Here is an 18,369-nt window from a genome sequence, read left to right as displayed (position 1 = left end):
TAGAAATTCCAAAGATACTGGAATTCCCGGTCGCGCGGAAACTTGCCAAAAAATCATGTTTCGGAGCGCGCGAACCGGCCGGCTCCACCCACACTGCGCTTTTGCCCCATGTCGATCGCCTCGTTGCCCCGTCCCGCCAGCCCGCCCGCGAATGCGTACCGTGACTTTCTCGCCGCGCTGCGGGCCGCCGGATTCGCCGGGGAGATCCGCGCGGACCATGCGAACCGGACGGTGCAGGCCACCGACAACTCGATCTACCAGCGCCTGCCGCAAGCGGTGATCTGCCCCGCGCATGCCGACGACGTCCAGCTGCTGGCACGGCTGCTCGCCGAGCCCGCGCATCGCGACGTCGCGGTGGCCGCGCGCGGCGGCGGCACGGGCACCAACGGGCAGTCGTTGACCGACGGCGTGGTCGTCGACCTGTCGCGGAACATGACCCGGATCCTCGAAATCGACGTCGAGCGCCGCTGGGTGCGCGTGCAGGCGGGCGTCGTCAAGGATCAGCTCAATGCGGCGCTGAAGCCGCACGGGCTGTTTTTCGCGCCGGAACTGTCGACGTCGAACCGCGCGACCGTCGGCGGGATGATCAACACCGACGCGAGCGGGCAGGGCAGCTGCACGTACGGCAAGACGCGCGATCACGTGCTCGAACTGGATTTCGTGCTGATGGGCGGCGAGCGGCTGCACAGCGACGCACTCGATGACGAAGAACTGGAGCGCCGCTGCGCGCGGCAGGACCGCATCGGCAAGGTCTACCGCACCGCGCGACGCATCAGCGACGACAAGGCCGCGCTGATCGAAGCGAAGTTTCCGAAGCTCAACCGCTGCCTGACCGGCTACGACCTCGCGCACCTGCGCGAACCCGATGGCCGCTTCAACCTGAACAGCGTGCTGTGCGGCGCCGAAGGTTCGCTCGGCTTCGTCGTCGAGGCGAAACTCAACGTGCTGCCGATCCCGAAGTATTCGGTGCTGGTCAACGTGCGCTACGCGGGCTTCATGGATGCGCTGCGCGACGCGCGCGCACTGCTCGCGCACGCGCCGCTGTCGATCGAGACGGTCGACTCGAAGGTGCTGATGCTCGCGATGAAGGACTTCGTGTGGAGCAGCGTCGCCGAGTATTTCCCGCAGGACGACGCGCGTCCGACGCTCGGCATCAACCTGATCGAATTCAGCGGCGACGACGCGGACGACGTCGACGCACGCGTGCGTGCGTTCGTCGAGCATCTGCGCACCGATACCGGCGTGGAGCGCCTGGGCCACACGCTCGCGGCCGGCGACGACGCGGTGAAGCGCGTGTATGCGATGCGCAAGCGCGCGGTCGGCCTGCTCGGCAACGTGCAGGGCGAGGCGCGCCCGCAGCCGTTCGTCGAGGACACCGCAGTGCCGCCCGAGAACCTCGCCGCGTACATCGCCGAATTCCGCGCGCTGCTCGACGGCCACGGGCTGCAATACGGGATGTTCGGCCACGTCGACGCGGGCGTGCTGCACGTGCGCCCGGCGCTCGACATGAAGGACCCGAAGCAGGCGGCGCTGGTGCGGCCCGTGTCGGATGCGGTGGCCGAACTCACGCAGCGCCACGGCGGCCTGCTGTGGGGCGAGCACGGCAAGGGCGTGCGCTCCGAATATGCGCCGGCGTTCTTCGGCGAGCTGTATCCGTCGCTGCAGCAGCTGAAGGCCGCGTTCGATCCGCACAACCAGTTCAACCCGGGCAAGATCGCGACGCCGCCGGATCACACGATGCGGCTGCTGAAGATCGACGAAGTGCCGACGCGCGGCGACCACGACCGGCAGATCGACGAGCGCGTGTGGCAGAGCTACGGCACGGCGATGCACTGCAACGGCAACGGCGCGTGCTACAACTTCGATCCGGACGACGCGATGTGCCCGTCGTGGAAGGCGACGCGCGAACGCGTGCAGTCGCCGAAGGGGCGTGCGTCGCTGATGCGCGAATGGCTGCGCCTGCAAGGGCAGGCCGGCGTCGACGTCGTCGCGGCGGCGCGCGCACGGCAGCCGTTCCTGCGCGGCCTGGCCGCGCGCTGGCGCAACAGCCGCGCGGCGCGCAACGGCGAGGCCGATTTCTCGCACGAGGTGTACGACGCAATGGCCGGCTGCCTCGCGTGCAAATCGTGCGCCGGGCAGTGCCCGGTCAAGGTCAACGTGCCCGAATTCCGCTCGCGGTTTCTCGAGCTGTATCACCAGCGCTACCTGCGGCCGGTGCGCGACTACCTGATCGGCTCGCTCGAATTCACGATGCCGTGGATGGCGCGCGTGCCCGCGCTGTACAACGGGCTGATGCGCGCCGGTTGGGTGCGCACGCTGCTCGAGCGACACGTCGGCATGGTCGACAGCCCGCTCCTGAGCCGCTTCGATCTCGCGGCCGTGATCCGCGAATGGCGCGTGAAGCCGGCCGACCCGCGGGCGCTCGCCGCGCTGAGCGACGCGCAGCGCGCACGCAGCGTCGTCATCGTGCAGGACACGTTCACGCGCTATTTCGATACCGAGCAGCTGGCGACGCTGATCGAGCTGGCGGCGCGCACGGGTTTTCAGGTGTGGCTCGCGCCGCTCGCGCCGAACGGCAAGGCGCTGCACGTGCAAGGCTTCTTGCGCGCGTTCGAGAAGGCGGCGATCCGCAATGCCGGGCAGCTGGCGGCGCTGGCGCGCTCGGGTGTCGCGCTGGTCGGCCTCGATCCGGCGATGACGCTCACGTATCGGCAGGAATACCTGAAGGTGACGGGGCTCGCCGATGTGCCGAAGGTGGCGCTGCCGCAGGAATGGTTGCTGCAGGCGCTGCCGGAAGCGGATGCGGGCGGCGGGCCGCGCGTCGCCGGTTCTTACCGGTTGCTGCCGCACTGCACCGAGAAGACCAATGCACCCGACAGCGGCAAGCAATGGGCACAGGTGTTTGCACGACGCGGGCTGCGTTTGCAGGTGCAGGCAACCGGGTGCTGCGGGATGTCGGGCACCTACGGGCACGAAGCGCGCAATCTCGAGACGTCGAAGTCGATCTATGCGCAGTCGTGGGCGGCGCACGTCGATGCGGCGGATGTGGAGGGCGAGGCGCTGGCGACCGGCTATTCATGCCGCAGCCAGGTGAAGCGGATGTCTTCGAAGCAGGTGCGCCATCCGTTGCAGGCGCTGCTCGATCACGTGCGGGCGGCGGGAGGATGATCGGGCGTCGCATGGCGCGGTGCCCGTGAGACGACTTCCGTTCCGGCGTTGAGCGACAAGCGGCAAGCGTTGAGCCGCTGTCGACGCATGCCTGCGCTCAGGCGTCGGTCTTCGTCGTTTTTCTGGAGCGCGGCTTGTCCGCCGCAGGAAATACGCCGCCGCCGCGCGGCCGTTTCGGTTCGATCCGCATCTGCCGGATCACGCGCCGGAAATCGATCTCGTGCGCGGCCAGCGTGCCGATCAGTTTCGCGATGACCGCGAGGTGGGACGGGACGGTGCCCTTGCTCGAATAGTTCGTGATCGAACTTTCGTTCATCCGGATCAGGCGGGCGAACTCGCGCGCCGTCAACTGTGCCTTCCTCAACTCCTGTTGGAATTCCGCATACGCCATTGCGCACATGATGCTTCGTCTCCGTGAATCAGAAATCGGCCCGCGCGGCGCCGGCGCCGACGGGTGGCGTTCCCGTCGTGCCGGCGCCGCGGCGGGTTACATCTTCACCTGGTCGAGGAAGGTCTTCTTGCCGCTCTTGTAACCGTAGATCGAGATGATCCCGTGCGTCAGGTCGCCCTTCGCATCGAAGGTCGTCGTGCCGATCACGCCGTCGTACTTCGTCGCCGGCATCGCCGCGAGGATCTTCGCCGGGTCGGTCGAGTTCGCGCGCTTCATCGCGTCCACAGCGATGTAGACCGCGTCATACGCGAACGGCGCATCGAACTTGATGCCCTGGTTGAAGCGCTTCTGGTACTTCGCGAGGAAGTCCGCGCCGCCCGGCATCTTCTCGAGCGCGGCGCCTGCCTGCGAGCACAGCACGTTGTCGGCCGCCGGGCCGGCCAGTTCGGCCAGCGAGTCGGTGCACACGCCGTCGCCCGACAGGATCTTCGCGCGCAGGCCGAGCTGCTTCGCCTGCTTCGCGAGCGGGCCGCCGGTGGCGTCCATGCCGCCGTACATGATCGCGTCCGGGTTCTCGCCCTTGACCTTCGTCAGGATCGCGCGGAAGTCGACGGCCTTGTCGTTGGTCGCGTCATGCGACAGCACCTTCAGGCCGAGCGCCTTCGCCTTCTTCTCGAACTCGTTCGCGAGGCCCTGGCCGTACGCGGTCGAATCGTCGATCACCGCGACGCTCTTCACGCCTTTCGCCTGCGCGTAGCTCGCGAGCGCCGGGCCTTGCTGCGCGTCGGTCGCGACCACGCGGTACGTCGTCTTGAAGCCCTGCTGCGTGTAGGTCGGGTTCGTGGCCGACGGCGAGATCTGCACGATGCCCGCGTCGCTGTAGATCTTCGACGCCGGGATCGACGTGCCCGAGTTCAGGTGGCCGATCACGGCGACGACCTTGTCGTCGACGAGCTTCTGCGCAACCTGCGTGGCCTGCCGCGGGTCGGCCGCGTCATCCTGCGCATCGAGTTGCAGCGTGATCTTCTTGCCGCCGATCGTCAGGCCCTTCGCATTGATTTCCTCGACCGCGAGGCGCGCGCCGTTCTCGTTGTCCTTGCCGAGGTGCGAGATGCCACCCGTCGTCGGTTCGACGCTGCCGATCTTGACGACCTGGTCGGCCATCGCGCCCGACGCGGCCGCGAATGCGGCGGCAGCCAGTGCGACGGTGATCAGGGGTTTGCAGCGCATGCCGACAGTGCTTCGTTCCATCTGCCATCTCCGATTTGAATGATCTTTCTATTGGACGTCTCGACCGTCCGACGGCGAGGCCGGGGCGATCGGATGAGTCTCCATACCCGTCATGGGTTTCACTTGCATCGTGTCCTGCCCGTCGGCGTGATGCCCGGATGAGCGGCCCGGGGCCTGACAGCGCGCAATTCGTATGAATATATATGAAGCCGATTTTGCGCGCTGCAGCGAATCGCGTCACGGGGCCGGTGCGGCAAGGCCGGCGCCCGAAATCCGAAGGCGCCGGATGCCGGAAATCGTGCGCCGCGGCACGCGATGGATTGCGATTCGCTGTCGACGGCCTTACGGCCGCATCCATTATTCGGCCGGCGGCCGGGACGAAGCCATGGACACTGATGCGCGGTCAATCCGGAACTGTTCGGTCGATTTGTCTGCACAGTTTGGAACGTTGTGATTGCGCATCCGGTTGAGCTGCCGGGTTTCATCGGGATCGATGCCCCTATTGATGCAACTAACGGTCAAGCCCCGGCGGCGCTGGCGAACTGGCGCGAGTCGATAGCCCGCGCCATCCGATCGGCTTTGCAGATGTCGGGGTTCATCCGACCGGTTCGCTTGCGGATCGTCGGGCCGACTGTGCCGGCCCGATGCGGCGTTGCGCCTAAGCGCGTCCGCGCAACGCCACGAAGATCACGCCGGCGATCGCCAGCAGGCCGCCGCACACCGTCTCGATCCCGGGCCGCTCGCCCGTCAGCGCCATCGACAGGGCCGTCGCGACCGCCGGCGTTAGATAGAGGAAGTTGGCGGCGCGTGCCGCGCCGAAGTAGCCGAGTGCGAAGGTCCAGGTCGCGTAACCCAGCGCGGCCGGGAAGATGCCGAGCATCAGGACGGCCAGCGTCGTGTCGCGCGATCCGCTCTCCAGCGCCCCGAGCGCGCCGGGCAGCCACGGCGTGAGCAGCAGCGCGCCGGCCAGCAGCGTGTAAGCGGTGCAGGCCAGCGCGCCGTATACCGGAATCAGCCGCCGCTGCAGCACGAAATAGCTGGCCGAACACAGGGCCGCGCCGAGAATCAGCGTGCTGCCCGCGCCGAGGACGAGGCCGCCCGGCTGCCCGCGCGCGATTACTGCGATGCCGGCGAGGCTGACGAGCGAGCCGAGCCAGCCCCAGCGATTGAAGCGCTCGCCGAGAAACACGGCGGCCAGCAGGGCCGTGAAGATCGGCAGGGTGTTCACGATGAAGCTCGCCGCGCCGGCCGACACGGTTTGCTCGCCGGTATTGAGCAGCGCGTTGTACAGCGCGATGCCGAGAAAGCCGCACAGCAGGAAGCGCAGCGCATCGCTCCGGGTCGGCACGCGCGGCCGCCGCGCCACCAGCCACGCGACGATCAGCACGGCCGCGGTGGCGAAGCGTGCCGCCGCGAGCTGAAGCGGGGTAAGGCCATGCAGGCCGATCCGGATGAACGGGAAAGCGGACGCCCACGAAACGATCGTGAAGGCGACCGCGCCGGCCGCGACCAGCGGCTGCCGCGCAGCGCGCGACGACGGTGTGAAGAGTGTGTTCATGCGGCGATGATGCGGCGTCGCGAGATGTTAAGCTAGCGCACAGATCAGCATCCGGATATGAAGATGATTCACAGCTCGAGCCGGCGGCCGGTCGGCGCTTCGCCCCGCGCGAAACAGGGCGCGGCGGCGTTGCCCGCCGCGGCGCCGACGCCGGCGCCGGGTTCGCGGCCGCCGCTCGCGAGCCTGGAGACGGTGTGCACGGTCGCGCGCGAGGGTTCGTTCCTGGCCGCCGCCGACGTCTCCGGCGTGACGCACGGCGCGATCAGCCGGCGGGTGGCCGCCGTTGAAAACTGGCTCGGCCTGAAGTTGTTCGAACGTCATGCGCGCGGCGTGCGCCTGACGCCGGACGGGCAGCGCTTCGTCGGCCGGATCGAACAGGCGTTCGCGATCATCGACAGTGCGGCCGATCAGTGGCGTTCGCCGCGTGCGCCGCGACTGGTCAGGATGAGCGTGGTGCCGGCATTCGCGCAGCTGTGGCTGTTCGAGCGGCAGCATGCGCTCGAGAGCGAGGCACCCGCGTTGCAGATCGAACTCGGCATCGATCTTCGCAACGTGGATATCGCCGGCGGCGAAGCGGACCTGTCGGTCCGGTACGGGCGCGGCAACTGGCGCCAGCTCGAAACCCGTGCGTTCATGCCGGAGCGGCTCTATCCGGTCGCGCATCCGCGGCTCGCCGCGCAACTGGCTGCGGAGCGCCGCCGGCGCGGCGATGCCGCGTTGCTCGACATGCCGTTGCTGCACGATTCCGATGTGACCGGCTGGCGCACGTGGTTCGATGCGTTGGGCGTGCCGTTCAAGCCGCGCGCGCAGGATCGCCGGTTCGAGGATTACAACCTCGTGCTGGCCGCGGCCGAGGCAGGGCTCGGGGTGGCGCTGGCGCGCGTACCGCTTGCCGACGCCTATCTCAAGCGCAGCGAACTCGTGCGCGTGAGCCGCCGCGAGGTCGATTCGGTGCTCCGGTATTACTTCGTGCACGCGAAGGGGGAGAATCGGCCGGAGGTGCTGGCGTTGATGGAGCGGATGCGGGCGGCGGTGGCGGCCGGCAACTGATCGAAATGGAAATGGTCGTGGCGACCCGCCACGGCGGGCCGGCTGGTGCGAAGGACGCGGTGCGCGATTCGAGGCACTAGGCCGGCGGCGCCGGATCGACGACAATGCGTCCGCGAAAAACGATGAGGTGGAGAGATGAACGAAAATCGAAAATGTATGCACCCGTGCGGGTGCAAGCGAGGTCAACAATGAACAGGCCGGACAAATCGTCGAAAGCGCGTGCAGCGCTCGACCAGCTGTTTTCGGGCATGGCGCCCACGGACGAGACGCGCGCGTCGCGTCCCGGCAATCCGTTCGAAGCGAACGCAAACGAGGCATCCGCCGGCACGGGCGTGCGCGGCGGGATCGAAGTCACGCTGTCGACCCGGATTCAGCTGCGCGGTTATCCGAATGCGGACGCATTCATGAAGCGCATGGCCGAAGCGTGGGGGCTGGATTGGGGGATGTACGACAGCGTCAAGGCCATCGCGACGCTGCCCGCCGGATGGCGAGCGCGCCGGCTTCCGGAAGTCACGCAGATCGTCGACGGGCACGACGTGCTGCGCGCGGAGAGCAGCCTGCAGGGCGGCGAGATGTCGTACCTGAAAGTGCATCCGCGGTACTACATCGACGCACGCAAGGGGTTCGGCTGGGGCAAGTCGTCGAAGGCGTCCGACGATCCGGATCTCGACGGCCCCGACTGGAACTGCTTCGTGGTCGATCGCGAGAAGTCCGTCGAAGTGCATGAATTGACGACCTCGTCGCTGAAAGCCGACATGGACAACGCACGGGCGACGTTGCTGAAATGGCTGGACGAAAACTATCCGAAGCATCGCGATCCGTTCGCTTACTGGACGGATTGCGAACGGGCGTCGTGATGTGGCGTGGCTGCCCGGTTCGGCATCGCGGGCACATGCTGCCCGACCGGCGCCGGAGCGGGGGCGGCATACGCTGCTTCGATTCCTCGGCTGGTTGCGCCGGGGGCGCCAATTGAAACGCGCCAGTGTCGTCCCGATTCTCTGGGCGGCATTCGCCGCGGCGGTCGGCTCGACCGTCGTCGAGCTGCTGCTCTGGCCGATCGCCGGCGATGATGCGATCGGGAACCTGCTGCGCGACGCACGTCTCACGGCCGCCATCGTGATGGGGCGCCGCGTGCTCGACGCGTCCGCCGGCTTCGATCCGCTGGTCATGGCGGTGGCGACCCTCGTGCATATGGTGCTGTCGCTGGTCTATGCGGCGGTGCTGGCGAAAACGATCCGCACCCTGTCGTTCGCGGCCGCGCTACTCGCAGGCGGTGCGTTCGGCCTCATCCTGTACGGCGTCAACCTGTACGCCTTCACAGCGATCTTCCCGTGGTTCATTCCGGTTCGTGGTGCGATCACGCTGGTGGCCCATCTGGTATTCGGGATCACGGCGGCAGCGGCCTACCGCTTCGCGAGGCGCTAGGCCGGCGCCAGCCGCCAGCCGCGGCATCGACTGTCGAAGGCTCCCGCGTTGATCAATCGCACCAGACCCCTGGAATAAGCACGCGCGCCGCATCGTTTAGCCGGCAGGAGACCCTGTACGTAGCGGCGGCGCGTTACCGCCGCGTGGTGAATCGTGCGTGAGCGATTCGATGTGTCGGGCACCGCCAACGGTGCCCGCGATCTAGCGGTCGGGGGCAATCAGGAGCCGATCATGGGCAACTTGTTTCGATCCGGGATAGGTATCGTCTGTCTCGGCTGTTCCGCGGCGGTCTTCGCGCAAACGTACGACGATCTGGCGGACGACACGGCCAACTGCCGTGCAGTCGTCGCGCGAGCGAACATCGACGGCACGGACCAGCAAATCGTGGGGCGTGCGTGCCTGCAGGACGACGGCACATGGCAGTTCGTGCAGAGTCCCGATGGTAGTGTTTTATGGTATCCGGCGGTGGACTACCCGTATGCCGACCTTGGGTACTGGGGGCCGCCGCTTTTCATCGGCGCGGGCGTGGGCTTCGTCTTCATCGATCGTTTCCACCACTTCCACCATTTCGATCCGGTCGTTCACGTCAACGGGATGGAACATCGCCGCTTCGGCGTGCCGACCGGTGCCGGTTTTCACCATGGCGCGTTCCCGGTCGGCGCGCATCGCGAATTCGGCGGAATGCATGGGTTCGGCGGCATGGGCGGAGCGGGGGGCATGCGGCGACATTAGGCTCGCATTTCCGGCTTGATCGTGCGCCTTCTTCCAGCTGCGTCAGGCATGGGTGCGCTTACAGGATCGACGCGAGTCTCGGCACCCGGAGCAGGAGGCCGGCAATCAGGTAGCACGTGACGCAAGCGACACCGCCGGTCACGGCGAATTTCAGGAACGGCGACACCGGCACGGTTCGCCACACGAGAGCGATACCCACCAGCACCGGGGGATGGATGATGTAGATCGTGTACGCGCGCCGGGACAGCGACTGCCATGCGCCCGTCAGTCGATCGAAGCGCCGCTGGAAACGGCTGGCAAGAAACAGGCTCGTTCCCCACGCGACCAGCGGCTCCCAGAATGCGTAGATCACCTCCTGCGGGTGGCCGCGCAATGCAGGAACGTGCTTGGCGAGCAGGTAAGCGACCGGCAGGACAGGGAGTGCCAGCAGTGCGATGCGCCACCACAGTCTGACCTGCCGTGCCGGCAGATGCTCGATCCAGTGCACGCGCGCGGTCCGGCACCCGGCTGCGTACAACACGACGTAGCTCGCGAAGTAGCCGAGCTGCAGCCCCCATACGTTGATACCTACCGGCCATCGGGACCGCAACGCCAGTGCCGCGATACCCGTGAGCAACGCCGCGGCGGCCAACGTCCTGTCGGACGGAAAGGGGTTGCGGGCGGGGCGGTTCGTATCGCGCGCCACGGTGCGCCGGAAGGCGATGTGCCAGAGTGCTGCAGCTGCGCTGAACATCAGCAGCGCCTCGGCGAACCACATCGGGCCGTTCTCGAACGTGCCTTTCCGCCACAGGCGACCCAGCGTATCCGCGAACGGGTGGCCTGCGCCCGATTGCGCCAGGGCGATCGTTGCCGGGCCGATCACGAAGCCGTACACCAGCAGAGGCAGGCCGAGCCTGATGAACCGGTCGGCGAGGAAACGGGCGGCGCCCTTTCGATCGATGGATGGCGACGTGTAATAGCCGGCCAGGAAAAAGAACAGGCCCATGAAAAAGGCCTGATTGATCGCGCAGAAGAGCGTCAGCAGTGCGGATTCCACGGACGGCCCGGCAGCCACCTCGTGGTAGTACCACCCGCCGAGCGCGCCGTATGTGATCGCGCAGTGGTGAAAGACCACCAGCAACGTCAGGCACGCGCGCAACGCGTCGAGGCCGGCGTTTCGATGGACGGCTGCCGCCGTGTCCTGCCGAGAAGCGAAGTCGACCGGGACGTCCTGAGCGCTCATCACGTTGCCTGCGTGGTTGGTCAGCGATGACCCGCCTGGCGACGATCCTGGTCGCGACGACGCATGCGAATCCGGCGGGCGTACAGGTCGGCACCCTACACCGTTGTTCTTACAACCATCCAACAAGCCGCCCCGCCGTTGGCGCGGCGCCCGCTCAGTCGAGCTTGCCGCGCAGGTCGTCGAACGGAATCATCACGTGCGTGCGATACGCGGGCCGCGCTTTCAGCCGTTCGTACCACGCTTGCACGTGCGGCAGGTCCGGCCGGGCGATGTCGAGCTCGAAATAGCGATACAGATGCGTGCCGGCCGCGATGTCGGCGAGCGTGAGCGTGTCGCCCGCGAGAAACGGTTGCCCGGCCAGCACCGCATCGAGCGTCCGGAAGTATTGCGCGCACTGCGCGATGCTTTGCTCGACGCGCGCCGTGTCGCGCTGCTCGGGCGGCGTCCGGTAGAAGCCCCGGAACACGCCGTTCAGGAACGTCGGCTGCAGCGTGGTTTGCGACCAGTCCATCCAGCGGTCGGCGCGCGACTGTTCGGCCGGATCGTCGTGCCAGAAACCGGGGCGCCCGTAACGCGCGGCGAGGTAGCGCAGGATGCTGTGCGATTCCCAGACGACCGTGCCGCCGTCGTCGATCACGGGCACGCGCCCGTGCGGGTTCATCGCGAGAAAACCGGGCGTGTCGAGCACGCCGAACTGCCCGCCGGCCGGCACGTGCCGATGCTCAAGCGCGAGCTCGTCGACAAGCCACATCACCTTCTGGACGTTGAATGCATTGCGGCGCCCCCATACGGTCAGCATGCCGGCCTCCTTGTGTCGTGCGGAACTTGAACGCGGACAGTGTAAACGCCGCAGGCGCGCACCGCGGTGCGCGCCTGCCGGCTGTCGTCCGTCGCTGTCGTCGCCTGGCGGCGACGCGATCAGAACTTGTGGCGAATCCCGACGATCGCGAGTTCCTGCGTATCGGTGCCGGAGTTCACGCCGTACGAGCCGACCGACGCGGCGGCCTTCACGACCGCGCCGTTCGCGTTGAGCGTGTTGCCGCTCGCCTTCTGGTAGCCGAACAGCGCATACAGGTCGGTGCGCTTCGACAGCGAGTAGTCCGCGCCGAGGTTGACCTGGTTGTAGTGTGCGGAAGACGGGCCCGTCAGCGACGTGTAGTTGTAGCCGACACCCGCGCGCAGCGCCGGCGAGAACTGCCAGTTGAAGAACGCGGAGCCGTTGTTGAACTTCGCGTTCTGGCTGAATGCCGACAGCGTGTCCGCGCCGTACTGCGTATTCGAATACGCGAGGCCGAAGGTGGCGGGCCCGGCCACGTACTGGCCGGCCACACGCACGATCTGGATCGACTTCGCGCTCGAGAAGCCCTGGTTGATCACGGTGTTGAACAGCGTGTCCGAGCTGCTCGACCACGTGCGCACGCCGTTCGCGACCGAGGAGCCGCCGTTCGCGTAGAAGAAGCCGGCGCCGAGCGACAGCGGGCCGTTCGCGTAGCTTGCGCCGAAGCTGTACGTGCGGCCGCTGCCGGTGGCGCCCGCGACGCCGCCGAAGCCGTACAGGCCCTCGAACTGGAAGCCCGAGATCAGCGGGCTCGTGTATTTCACCGAGTTGCTGACGCGCAGGCTGTTGTCGTAGTTGTCGAGGTCGCCCGGCGTCGCGAACACGCCGCCGAAGTAGTTGTCCTGCGTGAGGCCCTGCACGAGGTCGACGACCGGATCGTACTGGCGGCCGAGCGTGACGGTACCGTACGTGCTGCTTGCGAGGCCGACGACGGCCTTGCGGCCGAATTCGCGTCCACCCTGGCCGAGTGCGCCCGTGCCGATGTTGAAGCCGTTCTCGAGCTGGAACAGCGCGGCCAGGCCGCCGCCGAGATCCTCGGTGCCGCGCAGCCCCCAGCGGCTGCCGGACAGGTTGCCGCTGCTGAACTTGACGAGGCTCGACGCGTTGCTGCCGTTCGCGTTCTGCGCGTTGTGGACATAGGCGATGCCCGCATCGGCGATGCCGTACAGCGTGACGCTGCTTTGCGCGTGGGCGCCGGCGGCGAAGAGCGCGGCCGGCAGCGCGAGCAGTGCGAATGAACGGACTGGTTTCATTGTTGGATTCCCCGTTGGTCGATTGGTCTGACGAGTCGGTGAACGATACGGACAGCACATCGTCGAGGGAACCAATAAATTGTCGGATCGTTATGAGGCGGCGCGGAGATGGATGCGCGCGCAACCGGCCGGTGGCCGGTGCATGGAGACGTTATGCGTCATACGCTGGATGAACGATGCGCACATGCGCATCGCGACGTCGGCTGCAGGGCATTCACTGTGCGCGCGATCCTGCGCGCGGGTCAGTGGTGTTGGTTGCCGGCTCCGAACAGGCGCGGCTGCGCGGCGTTCAACGCGTCGTCCGCTTCCGGCTGCCACGGGAAAACCCCGTCCCGGTCGGGCCACAGCAACTGGACGCACGGGAACGCGTCGTTGCCGTAGAACCAGCGGTTCCAGCCGAGATGGGCTTCGTAGTGCGCCTTCTCGACCGGCATCAGCAGCGCGTTCGCGTTGCCGAAGACGGAATCCGTGACCTCGCCGACCGGCGGCGGCGTGCCGGCTGCGACCATCCGGTAGACGTCCCACAGCACGTCATGGACGATGCGCGCCGGCATCGAGAACACGATGAGTTCCGGAAAACCGTGGTTGACCCACAGCCCGGTCGTGAAAGAAAACTCGGGTGCGTCCCCTTCCGCGAACACTTCCGTGCGGAACCACCCGTGCTGACGAATCCGCTGCACGAATCGCTGCTCGTCTTCCTCGAGCACCGAATCGGGCGCGTCGAGCGCGGTGGCGATATCCGGTCGCGTGGTCATGCGGGGCTCCTTGGATCTGCGTCGGGCGACGGGAAGCCGGGGGCTGGTATCCCGCCGGCGGGAATGCGACCGTGGCCGAACCGGGCGGCGATCGCCGTGCGCCATGTTGCCACAGCGGTCCCGCCTACTGCTCCGCCTTCTCCACCTCCGCCGTTTCGCCGAGGAACCCGCCGCTCTGGTGCGCCCACAGCGCCGCATAGATGCCGCCGGCCTGCAGCAGTTGCTGGTGCGTGCCTTCCTCGACGATGCGCCCTTCGTCGAGCACGATCAGCCGGTCCATCGCCGCGATGGTCGACAGCCGGTGCGCGATCGCGATCACCGTCTTGCCGCTCATCAGGCCGTCGAGGCTGCGCTGGATCGCGACTTCGACCTCGGAATCGAGCGCGCTGGTCGCTTCGTCGAGCACGAGGATCGGCGCGTCCTTGAGCATCACGCGCGCGATCGCGACGCGCTGCCGCTGGCCGCCCGACAGCTTCACGCCGCGTTCGCCGACCTCGACGTCGTAGCCGCTGCGGCCGTGGCGGTCGCGCAGCCGGTCGATGAATTCGGACGCCTCCGCGCGCACGGCCGCATCGTGCATCTCGCGCTCGGTGGCGTCGGGGCGCCCGTACAGGATGTTCTCGCGCATCGTCCGGTGCAGCAGCGACGTATCCTGCGTGACCATCCCGATCGCGCCGCGCAGGCTGTCCTGCGTGACGTGCGCGATGTCCTGCCCATCGATCCGGATCGTGCCGCCGCCCACGTCGTAGAAGCGCAGCAGCAGGTTCACGAGCGTCGACTTGCCGGCACCCGAGCGGCCGATCAGGCCGATCCGCTCGCCGGGCCGGATCGTCAGGTTCAACCCGTCGAACACGGCACGGTCGTTGTCCTCGTGCGCGAACTGCACGTTGTCGAACACGATCCCGCCGCGCTGCACCGCGAGCGGCTTCGCATCGGGCGCGTCGACCACGCTGCGCACCTTCGTCAGCGTATTGATGCCGTCCTGGATCGTGCCGACGTTCTCGAACAGCTCGGTCATTTCCCACATGATCCAGTGCGAATAACTCGACAGGCGCAGCGCCATCGCGATCACCGCCGCGACGACGCCCGCGCTCGCCTCGCCGTGCATCCACAGATACAGCGCGAGGCCGGTCGAGCCGACCAGCAGCAGCGTCGACAGCAGGTGATTGACGATCTCGAACGCGCTGACGAGGCGCATCTGCGCGTCGCCGGTCGCCTTGAACGCTTCCATCGCGCGCCGCGCGTGGTCGGCTTCCCGCCGCGTGTGCGAGAACAGTTTCACGGTCGTGATGTTCGAATACGCGTCGGTGATGCGGCCCGTCATCAGCGCGCGCGCATCGGCCTGGCGGCTGCCGACGGCGCCCAGGCGCGGCACGAAGAACGCGCATGCCGCGCCGTAGCCGAGCGCCCACAGCGCGAGCGGGATCATCAGCCGCCAGTCGAAGCTGGCCGCGAGCGCGAGGATGCCGATCAGGTACGCGGCGACGCCGATCACGACGTCGACCGACATGAACAGCGCATCGCGCACCGCGAGCGCGGTCTGCATGATCTTGGTCGTCACGCGGCCCGCGAATTCGTTCGCGTAGAACGACAGGCTCTGGTCGAGCATCAGCCGGTGAAACAGCCAGCGCAGCCGCATCGGGAAGTTGATCGCGAGCACCTGGTGCTTGACCATCGTATGCAGCGCGATCAGCAATGCGCTGCCGGCGAGGATCGCCGCGAAAACGGTGAGCGTGCCGAAGTGCCGACCGCCGAAATCCGCCGGCGTCGCGGACGCGAGCCAGTCGACCACGCGGCCCATCATCGCGAACAGCGCGGCTTCGTACGCGGCCAGCGCGGCCGACGTCAACGCGATCAGCAGGATCCAGCTGCGCGCGCCTTTCGTGCACGCCCAGACGAACGAGAAGAATCCCCTCGGCGGCGTGACGGGATCTTCGAGCGGGAAAGTCGGCAGGCGCCGTTCAAACCACGAAAACATTGAAACCTCTCCTTGATGCGGCCACGCCTGCCGGCGCGGCCGTATTGCCTGTTTCAGGTGCGGCGCCTTCGCAGCGCCGCGGTACTGCACACGTGTTCACTGCGACCGGATCCACGCCTCGATCGGGGCGAGCGTGTCGGGCGCATACGCATGGCGGCCGAGCGCCATGTACAGCCATGTCTTCCACGTCGGCCAGTCGGACTCGAGCTGGTAGTCGAACCAGCCGGCGCGCAGTAACCCATGCGTCGCACCGGGCACGACCACCACGCGCCGGTCGGGCCGGTCCGCGAAGGCACGCGTGTAGGCAGTCGCCTCGTCGACCGGATCGACATTGCGATCCTGCGCGCCCCACACGGCCAGCACGGGCCCCTGCATCGCCGCGAGCGCCTGCGACGAATCCTCCAGGTAGTTGCGTGCGATGAAGCCGAAGCGGCGCGGCTCGATGTCGGGGCGCCGGTGCGGATCGGCGGGTACGTCCGTCCGGCCGAAGATTTCGTCGTTGTCGCGTCGCTCGGCGGCCAGTGTCGCATCGATTCGATCCGGCTGCAGGCCCGTTGCCTGGAGCTGCTGCCGCGTCAGGTAGGTGCCTTGCCGCCGCCAGCTGACGGCGCCGCCGACGATCACCGAGAACGCGGGCCGCACCGCATTCGCGACGCGCGGCACGACCCAGCCGCCTTGCGAGAAGCCGAGCAGGCCGATCTTGTGCGCGGGGCCGACGACGGCGCGCACGCGCGCCATCGCGGCGAGCGTTTCGTTCGCACGATCCTGCATCGATTGCGCGAGCCAGTCGCCACCGCTGCGGCCGGTGCCCTGCTTGTCCCATGCGAACACGCCGATGCCGGCGTCGAGGAGGCTGTTGACGAGCGGCAGCATCGCGTCGTCGGAGAAGCGGGTGCGCGGACCGTCACCGTGCACGAGCAGTACGATCGGCGCGCCGGGCGCATGGGCCGGCAGCGCGAGCGTGCCGACGAGGTCGGCGCCGTTGGCGCGGAACGTGAGCGACGACACGTTCGCGCCCTTCAGCTCGAAGTCGGCGAGGCCGCGCAGCACGAGGGCACCGGCCGCGACGAGCACGAACAGGACGAGCGCGATGCCGACGATGACGATTCGTTTCAAGAGGCCCTCGGTGCAGTGGTGTGAGCGGATGTCGCAGGCGGCATGTGCGTGGGCACGCTGCCTTGACGCCTGCAGGACGTCGCCACGATAATAGATCGATTAATCAGTCTAATAAAGATTCGAGTCATCGTCGAGTACGGAGTGCCTGTTGAGAAAGATCGACCCTGAAAGAGTGGAAGCGAAGCGGCGCCAGATCCTGGATGCCGCGATCGACTGTTTTGCGCGCGACGGCTTCCATGCGACGTCCACGGCCGCGATCTGCAAGGCGGCCGGCATGAGCCCCGGCAACCTGTTCCACTATTTCCCGACGAAGGCGGCGATCATCGAGGCAGTCGCGCAAGACGACCAGCGCGAGATGGCCGAACTGTTCGCGCGGTACGCGGACGCCGACGACGCGCTGGCCGCGATCGAGGAGATCGCACTGACGTTGATGGAACTGTCGAGCGATCCCGTCTATGCGCGCATCTGCGTCGAGACCGCGGCGGAGGCGACGCGCAATCCGGACGTCGCCGCGCTGTTCGCGGCGAACGAGGCGCAGGTGAAAGGGCGGATGGTCGCGCTGATCAAGCGCGGTGTGGCGCAAGGGAAGATCGACGCAAGCCTGAAGCCTGATCTTGTCGCGACGTGGCTGCTCGCGCTCGCGGAAGGCGCGGTCGGGCGCGTCGTGTTCGAGCCGGGGTTCAAGCCGCGCGCGCACCGGGCGATGTTGCGGACGATCATTCAGCGGATGTTGAAGCCGCAGTGAGGATCGCTGGTCCGGCTTGACGCCCGCCCGGTTCGGGCGCAATGCGCCGCACCGAACCGGATGCGGGCATCCGGCGGCCATTGGCCGGCGAGCACGGACAAGGCGTTCGGTGCACTACGCATTGCGCCCTTAAAAAAGTTCTTGACTGTCTATCTATGAGTAGATAAAGTTCGCTCCATGGAAACGAAACCGACCGTCCGCGAACAGATTCTCGACCATGCGACCACGCTGATGATGCTGCGCGGTTACAACGGCTTCAGCTATCGAGACCTGTCCGACCTGGTGGGCGTGAAGACGTCGAGCATCCACTACTACTTCCCGTCGAAGGACGACCTCGTGCTGGAAGCGGTGGCGGCGTATAGCGACGAAGTCCTCTCGGCCATGCGGGCGATCGATCCGGCGTTGCCGGCCGACGTGAAGCTGAGCCTGTACACGAAGATGTTCGGCCGGACGCTCGGCGACGGCAACCTGATCTGCCTGTGCGGGATGCTCGCGGCCGACATCGAAACGTTGCCGGAGAATGTGCGGCAGGCGGTGCAGGCGTTCTTCAAGGCCAACGAAAGCTGGCTGGCGGAATTGTTGAAGCAGGGTGCGCGGGAAGGCACGCTGCAGTTCAGCGGCGAGCCCGAGACGGCCGCGCGCACGTTGTACGCGGCGTTCCAGGGCAGTGTGCTGGCCAGCCGGCTGTTTCACACGCGGGCGCGCCTCGAAGATGTCGAGGCCGTCTGGAAAAAGCGGTCCTGACGGAGCGCGCATGCAGTGAGGCGGTTCGCCGCCTTTTTATTGAATCTCGCTGTCTATCTATAGGTAGATAGAGTTCTGGCGCAGATGGCTCGACTATCTGCATTTTTTGGGGATGTTTATCTATCTATGAGTAGATAAACAGGCGCGATGCGGGCAGCAAGGCT

The 18,369-nt window shown here is 67.1% G+C and carries 16 protein-coding genes; 7 read left to right on the top strand and 9 right to left on the bottom strand.

All coding sequences use genetic code 11. The features are described 5' to 3' along the window. Window positions 1-108 precede the first annotated feature (108 nt). Window positions 109-3,168 (top strand): FAD-binding and (Fe-S)-binding domain-containing protein, encoded by a 3,060-nt coding sequence (locus E9536_RS28975; protein WP_136471606.1) that lies wholly within the window; start codon window positions 109-111, stop codon window positions 3,166-3,168. 97 nt (window positions 3,169-3,265) lie between these two features. On the opposite strand, the gene E9536_RS28970 is transcribed toward E9536_RS28975, so the two are convergent. The 3 genes from E9536_RS28970 to E9536_RS28960 form a co-directional block, all read right to left on the bottom strand. Continuing rightward, window positions 3,266-3,568: a hypothetical protein gene (locus tag E9536_RS28970; RefSeq protein WP_059685469.1), complete on the bottom strand. Its 303-nt coding sequence runs from the start codon at window positions 3,566-3,568 to the stop codon at window positions 3,266-3,268. Between the two features lie 87 nt (window positions 3,569-3,655). Continuing rightward, window positions 3,656-4,810, bottom strand: coding sequence for a branched-chain amino acid ABC transporter substrate-binding protein (locus tag E9536_RS28965; protein ID WP_021160717.1), 1,155 nt, complete (start codon window positions 4,808-4,810; stop codon window positions 3,656-3,658). Between the two features lie 637 nt (window positions 4,811-5,447). Then, the gene (locus E9536_RS28960) at window positions 5,448-6,347 is read right to left on the bottom strand and encodes a DMT family transporter (RefSeq protein WP_136471604.1); all 900 of its coding nucleotides are present in this window, start codon (window positions 6,345-6,347) and stop codon (window positions 5,448-5,450) included. 63 nt (window positions 6,348-6,410) lie between these two features. On the opposite strand from E9536_RS28960, the gene E9536_RS28955 reads away from it, so the two are divergent. From E9536_RS28955 to E9536_RS28940, 4 genes are all read left to right on the top strand, one after another. Then, window positions 6,411-7,397 carry a LysR substrate-binding domain-containing protein gene (locus tag E9536_RS28955; RefSeq protein WP_136471602.1) on the top strand — a complete coding sequence of 329 codons (987 nt, stop codon included), beginning with the start codon at window positions 6,411-6,413 and terminating at the stop codon, window positions 7,395-7,397. 188 nt (window positions 7,398-7,585) lie between these two features. After that, the gene (locus E9536_RS28950) at window positions 7,586-8,254 is read left to right on the top strand and encodes a hypothetical protein (RefSeq protein ID WP_027792169.1); all 669 of its coding nucleotides are present in this window, start codon (window positions 7,586-7,588) and stop codon (window positions 8,252-8,254) included. 112 nt (window positions 8,255-8,366) lie between these two features. Next, window positions 8,367-8,822: a hypothetical protein gene (locus E9536_RS28945; RefSeq protein ID WP_060197432.1), complete on the top strand. Its 456-nt coding sequence runs from the start codon at window positions 8,367-8,369 to the stop codon at window positions 8,820-8,822. 231 nt (window positions 8,823-9,053) lie between these two features. Beyond that, on the top strand, window positions 9,054-9,554 hold the full coding sequence (locus E9536_RS28940; protein WP_136471601.1) for a DUF3300 domain-containing protein: 501 nt from the start codon (window positions 9,054-9,056) through the stop codon (window positions 9,552-9,554). A 58-nt stretch (window positions 9,555-9,612) separates the two neighbouring features. Here the strand turns inward: E9536_RS28940 and E9536_RS28935 are convergent, their stop codons facing one another. The 6 genes from E9536_RS28935 to E9536_RS28910 form a co-directional block, all read right to left on the bottom strand. Then, window positions 9,613-10,776, bottom strand: a complete 1,164-nt coding sequence (locus E9536_RS28935; protein WP_211097506.1) for an acyltransferase — start codon at window positions 10,774-10,776, stop codon at window positions 9,613-9,615. Between the two features lie 154 nt (window positions 10,777-10,930). Beyond that, window positions 10,931-11,575, bottom strand: coding sequence for a glutathione S-transferase (locus E9536_RS28930; protein WP_059491831.1), 645 nt, complete (start codon window positions 11,573-11,575; stop codon window positions 10,931-10,933). 119 nt (window positions 11,576-11,694) lie between these two features. Continuing rightward, window positions 11,695-12,867: a porin gene (locus E9536_RS28925; RefSeq protein ID WP_136471597.1), complete on the bottom strand. Its 1,173-nt coding sequence runs from the start codon at window positions 12,865-12,867 to the stop codon at window positions 11,695-11,697. A 242-nt stretch (window positions 12,868-13,109) separates the two neighbouring features. After that, the gene (locus E9536_RS28920) at window positions 13,110-13,622 is read right to left on the bottom strand and encodes a DUF4262 domain-containing protein (RefSeq protein WP_136471595.1); all 513 of its coding nucleotides are present in this window, start codon (window positions 13,620-13,622) and stop codon (window positions 13,110-13,112) included. Between the two features lie 124 nt (window positions 13,623-13,746). After that, the gene (locus E9536_RS28915; RefSeq protein ID WP_060311436.1) at window positions 13,747-15,600 is read right to left on the bottom strand and encodes an ABC transporter ATP-binding protein; all 1,854 of its coding nucleotides are present in this window, start codon (window positions 15,598-15,600) and stop codon (window positions 13,747-13,749) included. Window positions 15,601-15,696: 96 nt separating this feature from the next. Then, window positions 15,697-16,716: an alpha/beta hydrolase gene (locus E9536_RS28910; RefSeq protein WP_136471593.1), complete on the bottom strand. Its 1,020-nt coding sequence runs from the start codon at window positions 16,714-16,716 to the stop codon at window positions 15,697-15,699. A 148-nt stretch (window positions 16,717-16,864) separates the two neighbouring features. On the opposite strand from E9536_RS28910, the gene E9536_RS28905 reads away from it, so the two are divergent. Together E9536_RS28905 and E9536_RS28900 are read left to right on the top strand one after the other, a co-directional pair. Then, window positions 16,865-17,461 (top strand): TetR/AcrR family transcriptional regulator, encoded by a 597-nt coding sequence (locus tag E9536_RS28905; protein WP_059693653.1) that lies wholly within the window; start codon window positions 16,865-16,867, stop codon window positions 17,459-17,461. A 177-nt stretch (window positions 17,462-17,638) separates the two neighbouring features. After that, window positions 17,639-18,205, top strand: a complete 567-nt coding sequence (locus E9536_RS28900) for a TetR/AcrR family transcriptional regulator (RefSeq protein ID WP_027792159.1) — start codon at window positions 17,639-17,641, stop codon at window positions 18,203-18,205. Window positions 18,206-18,369: the final 164 nt, after the last annotated feature.

The sequence above is a fragment of the Burkholderia sp. LS-044 genome (assembly GCF_004803625.1).
Taxonomy (GTDB): Bacteria; Pseudomonadota; Gammaproteobacteria; order Burkholderiales; family Burkholderiaceae; genus Burkholderia; species Burkholderia cepacia.
Note: the sequence above shows the minus strand (reverse complement) of the source record. Positions and strands in the feature narration are given on the sequence as shown.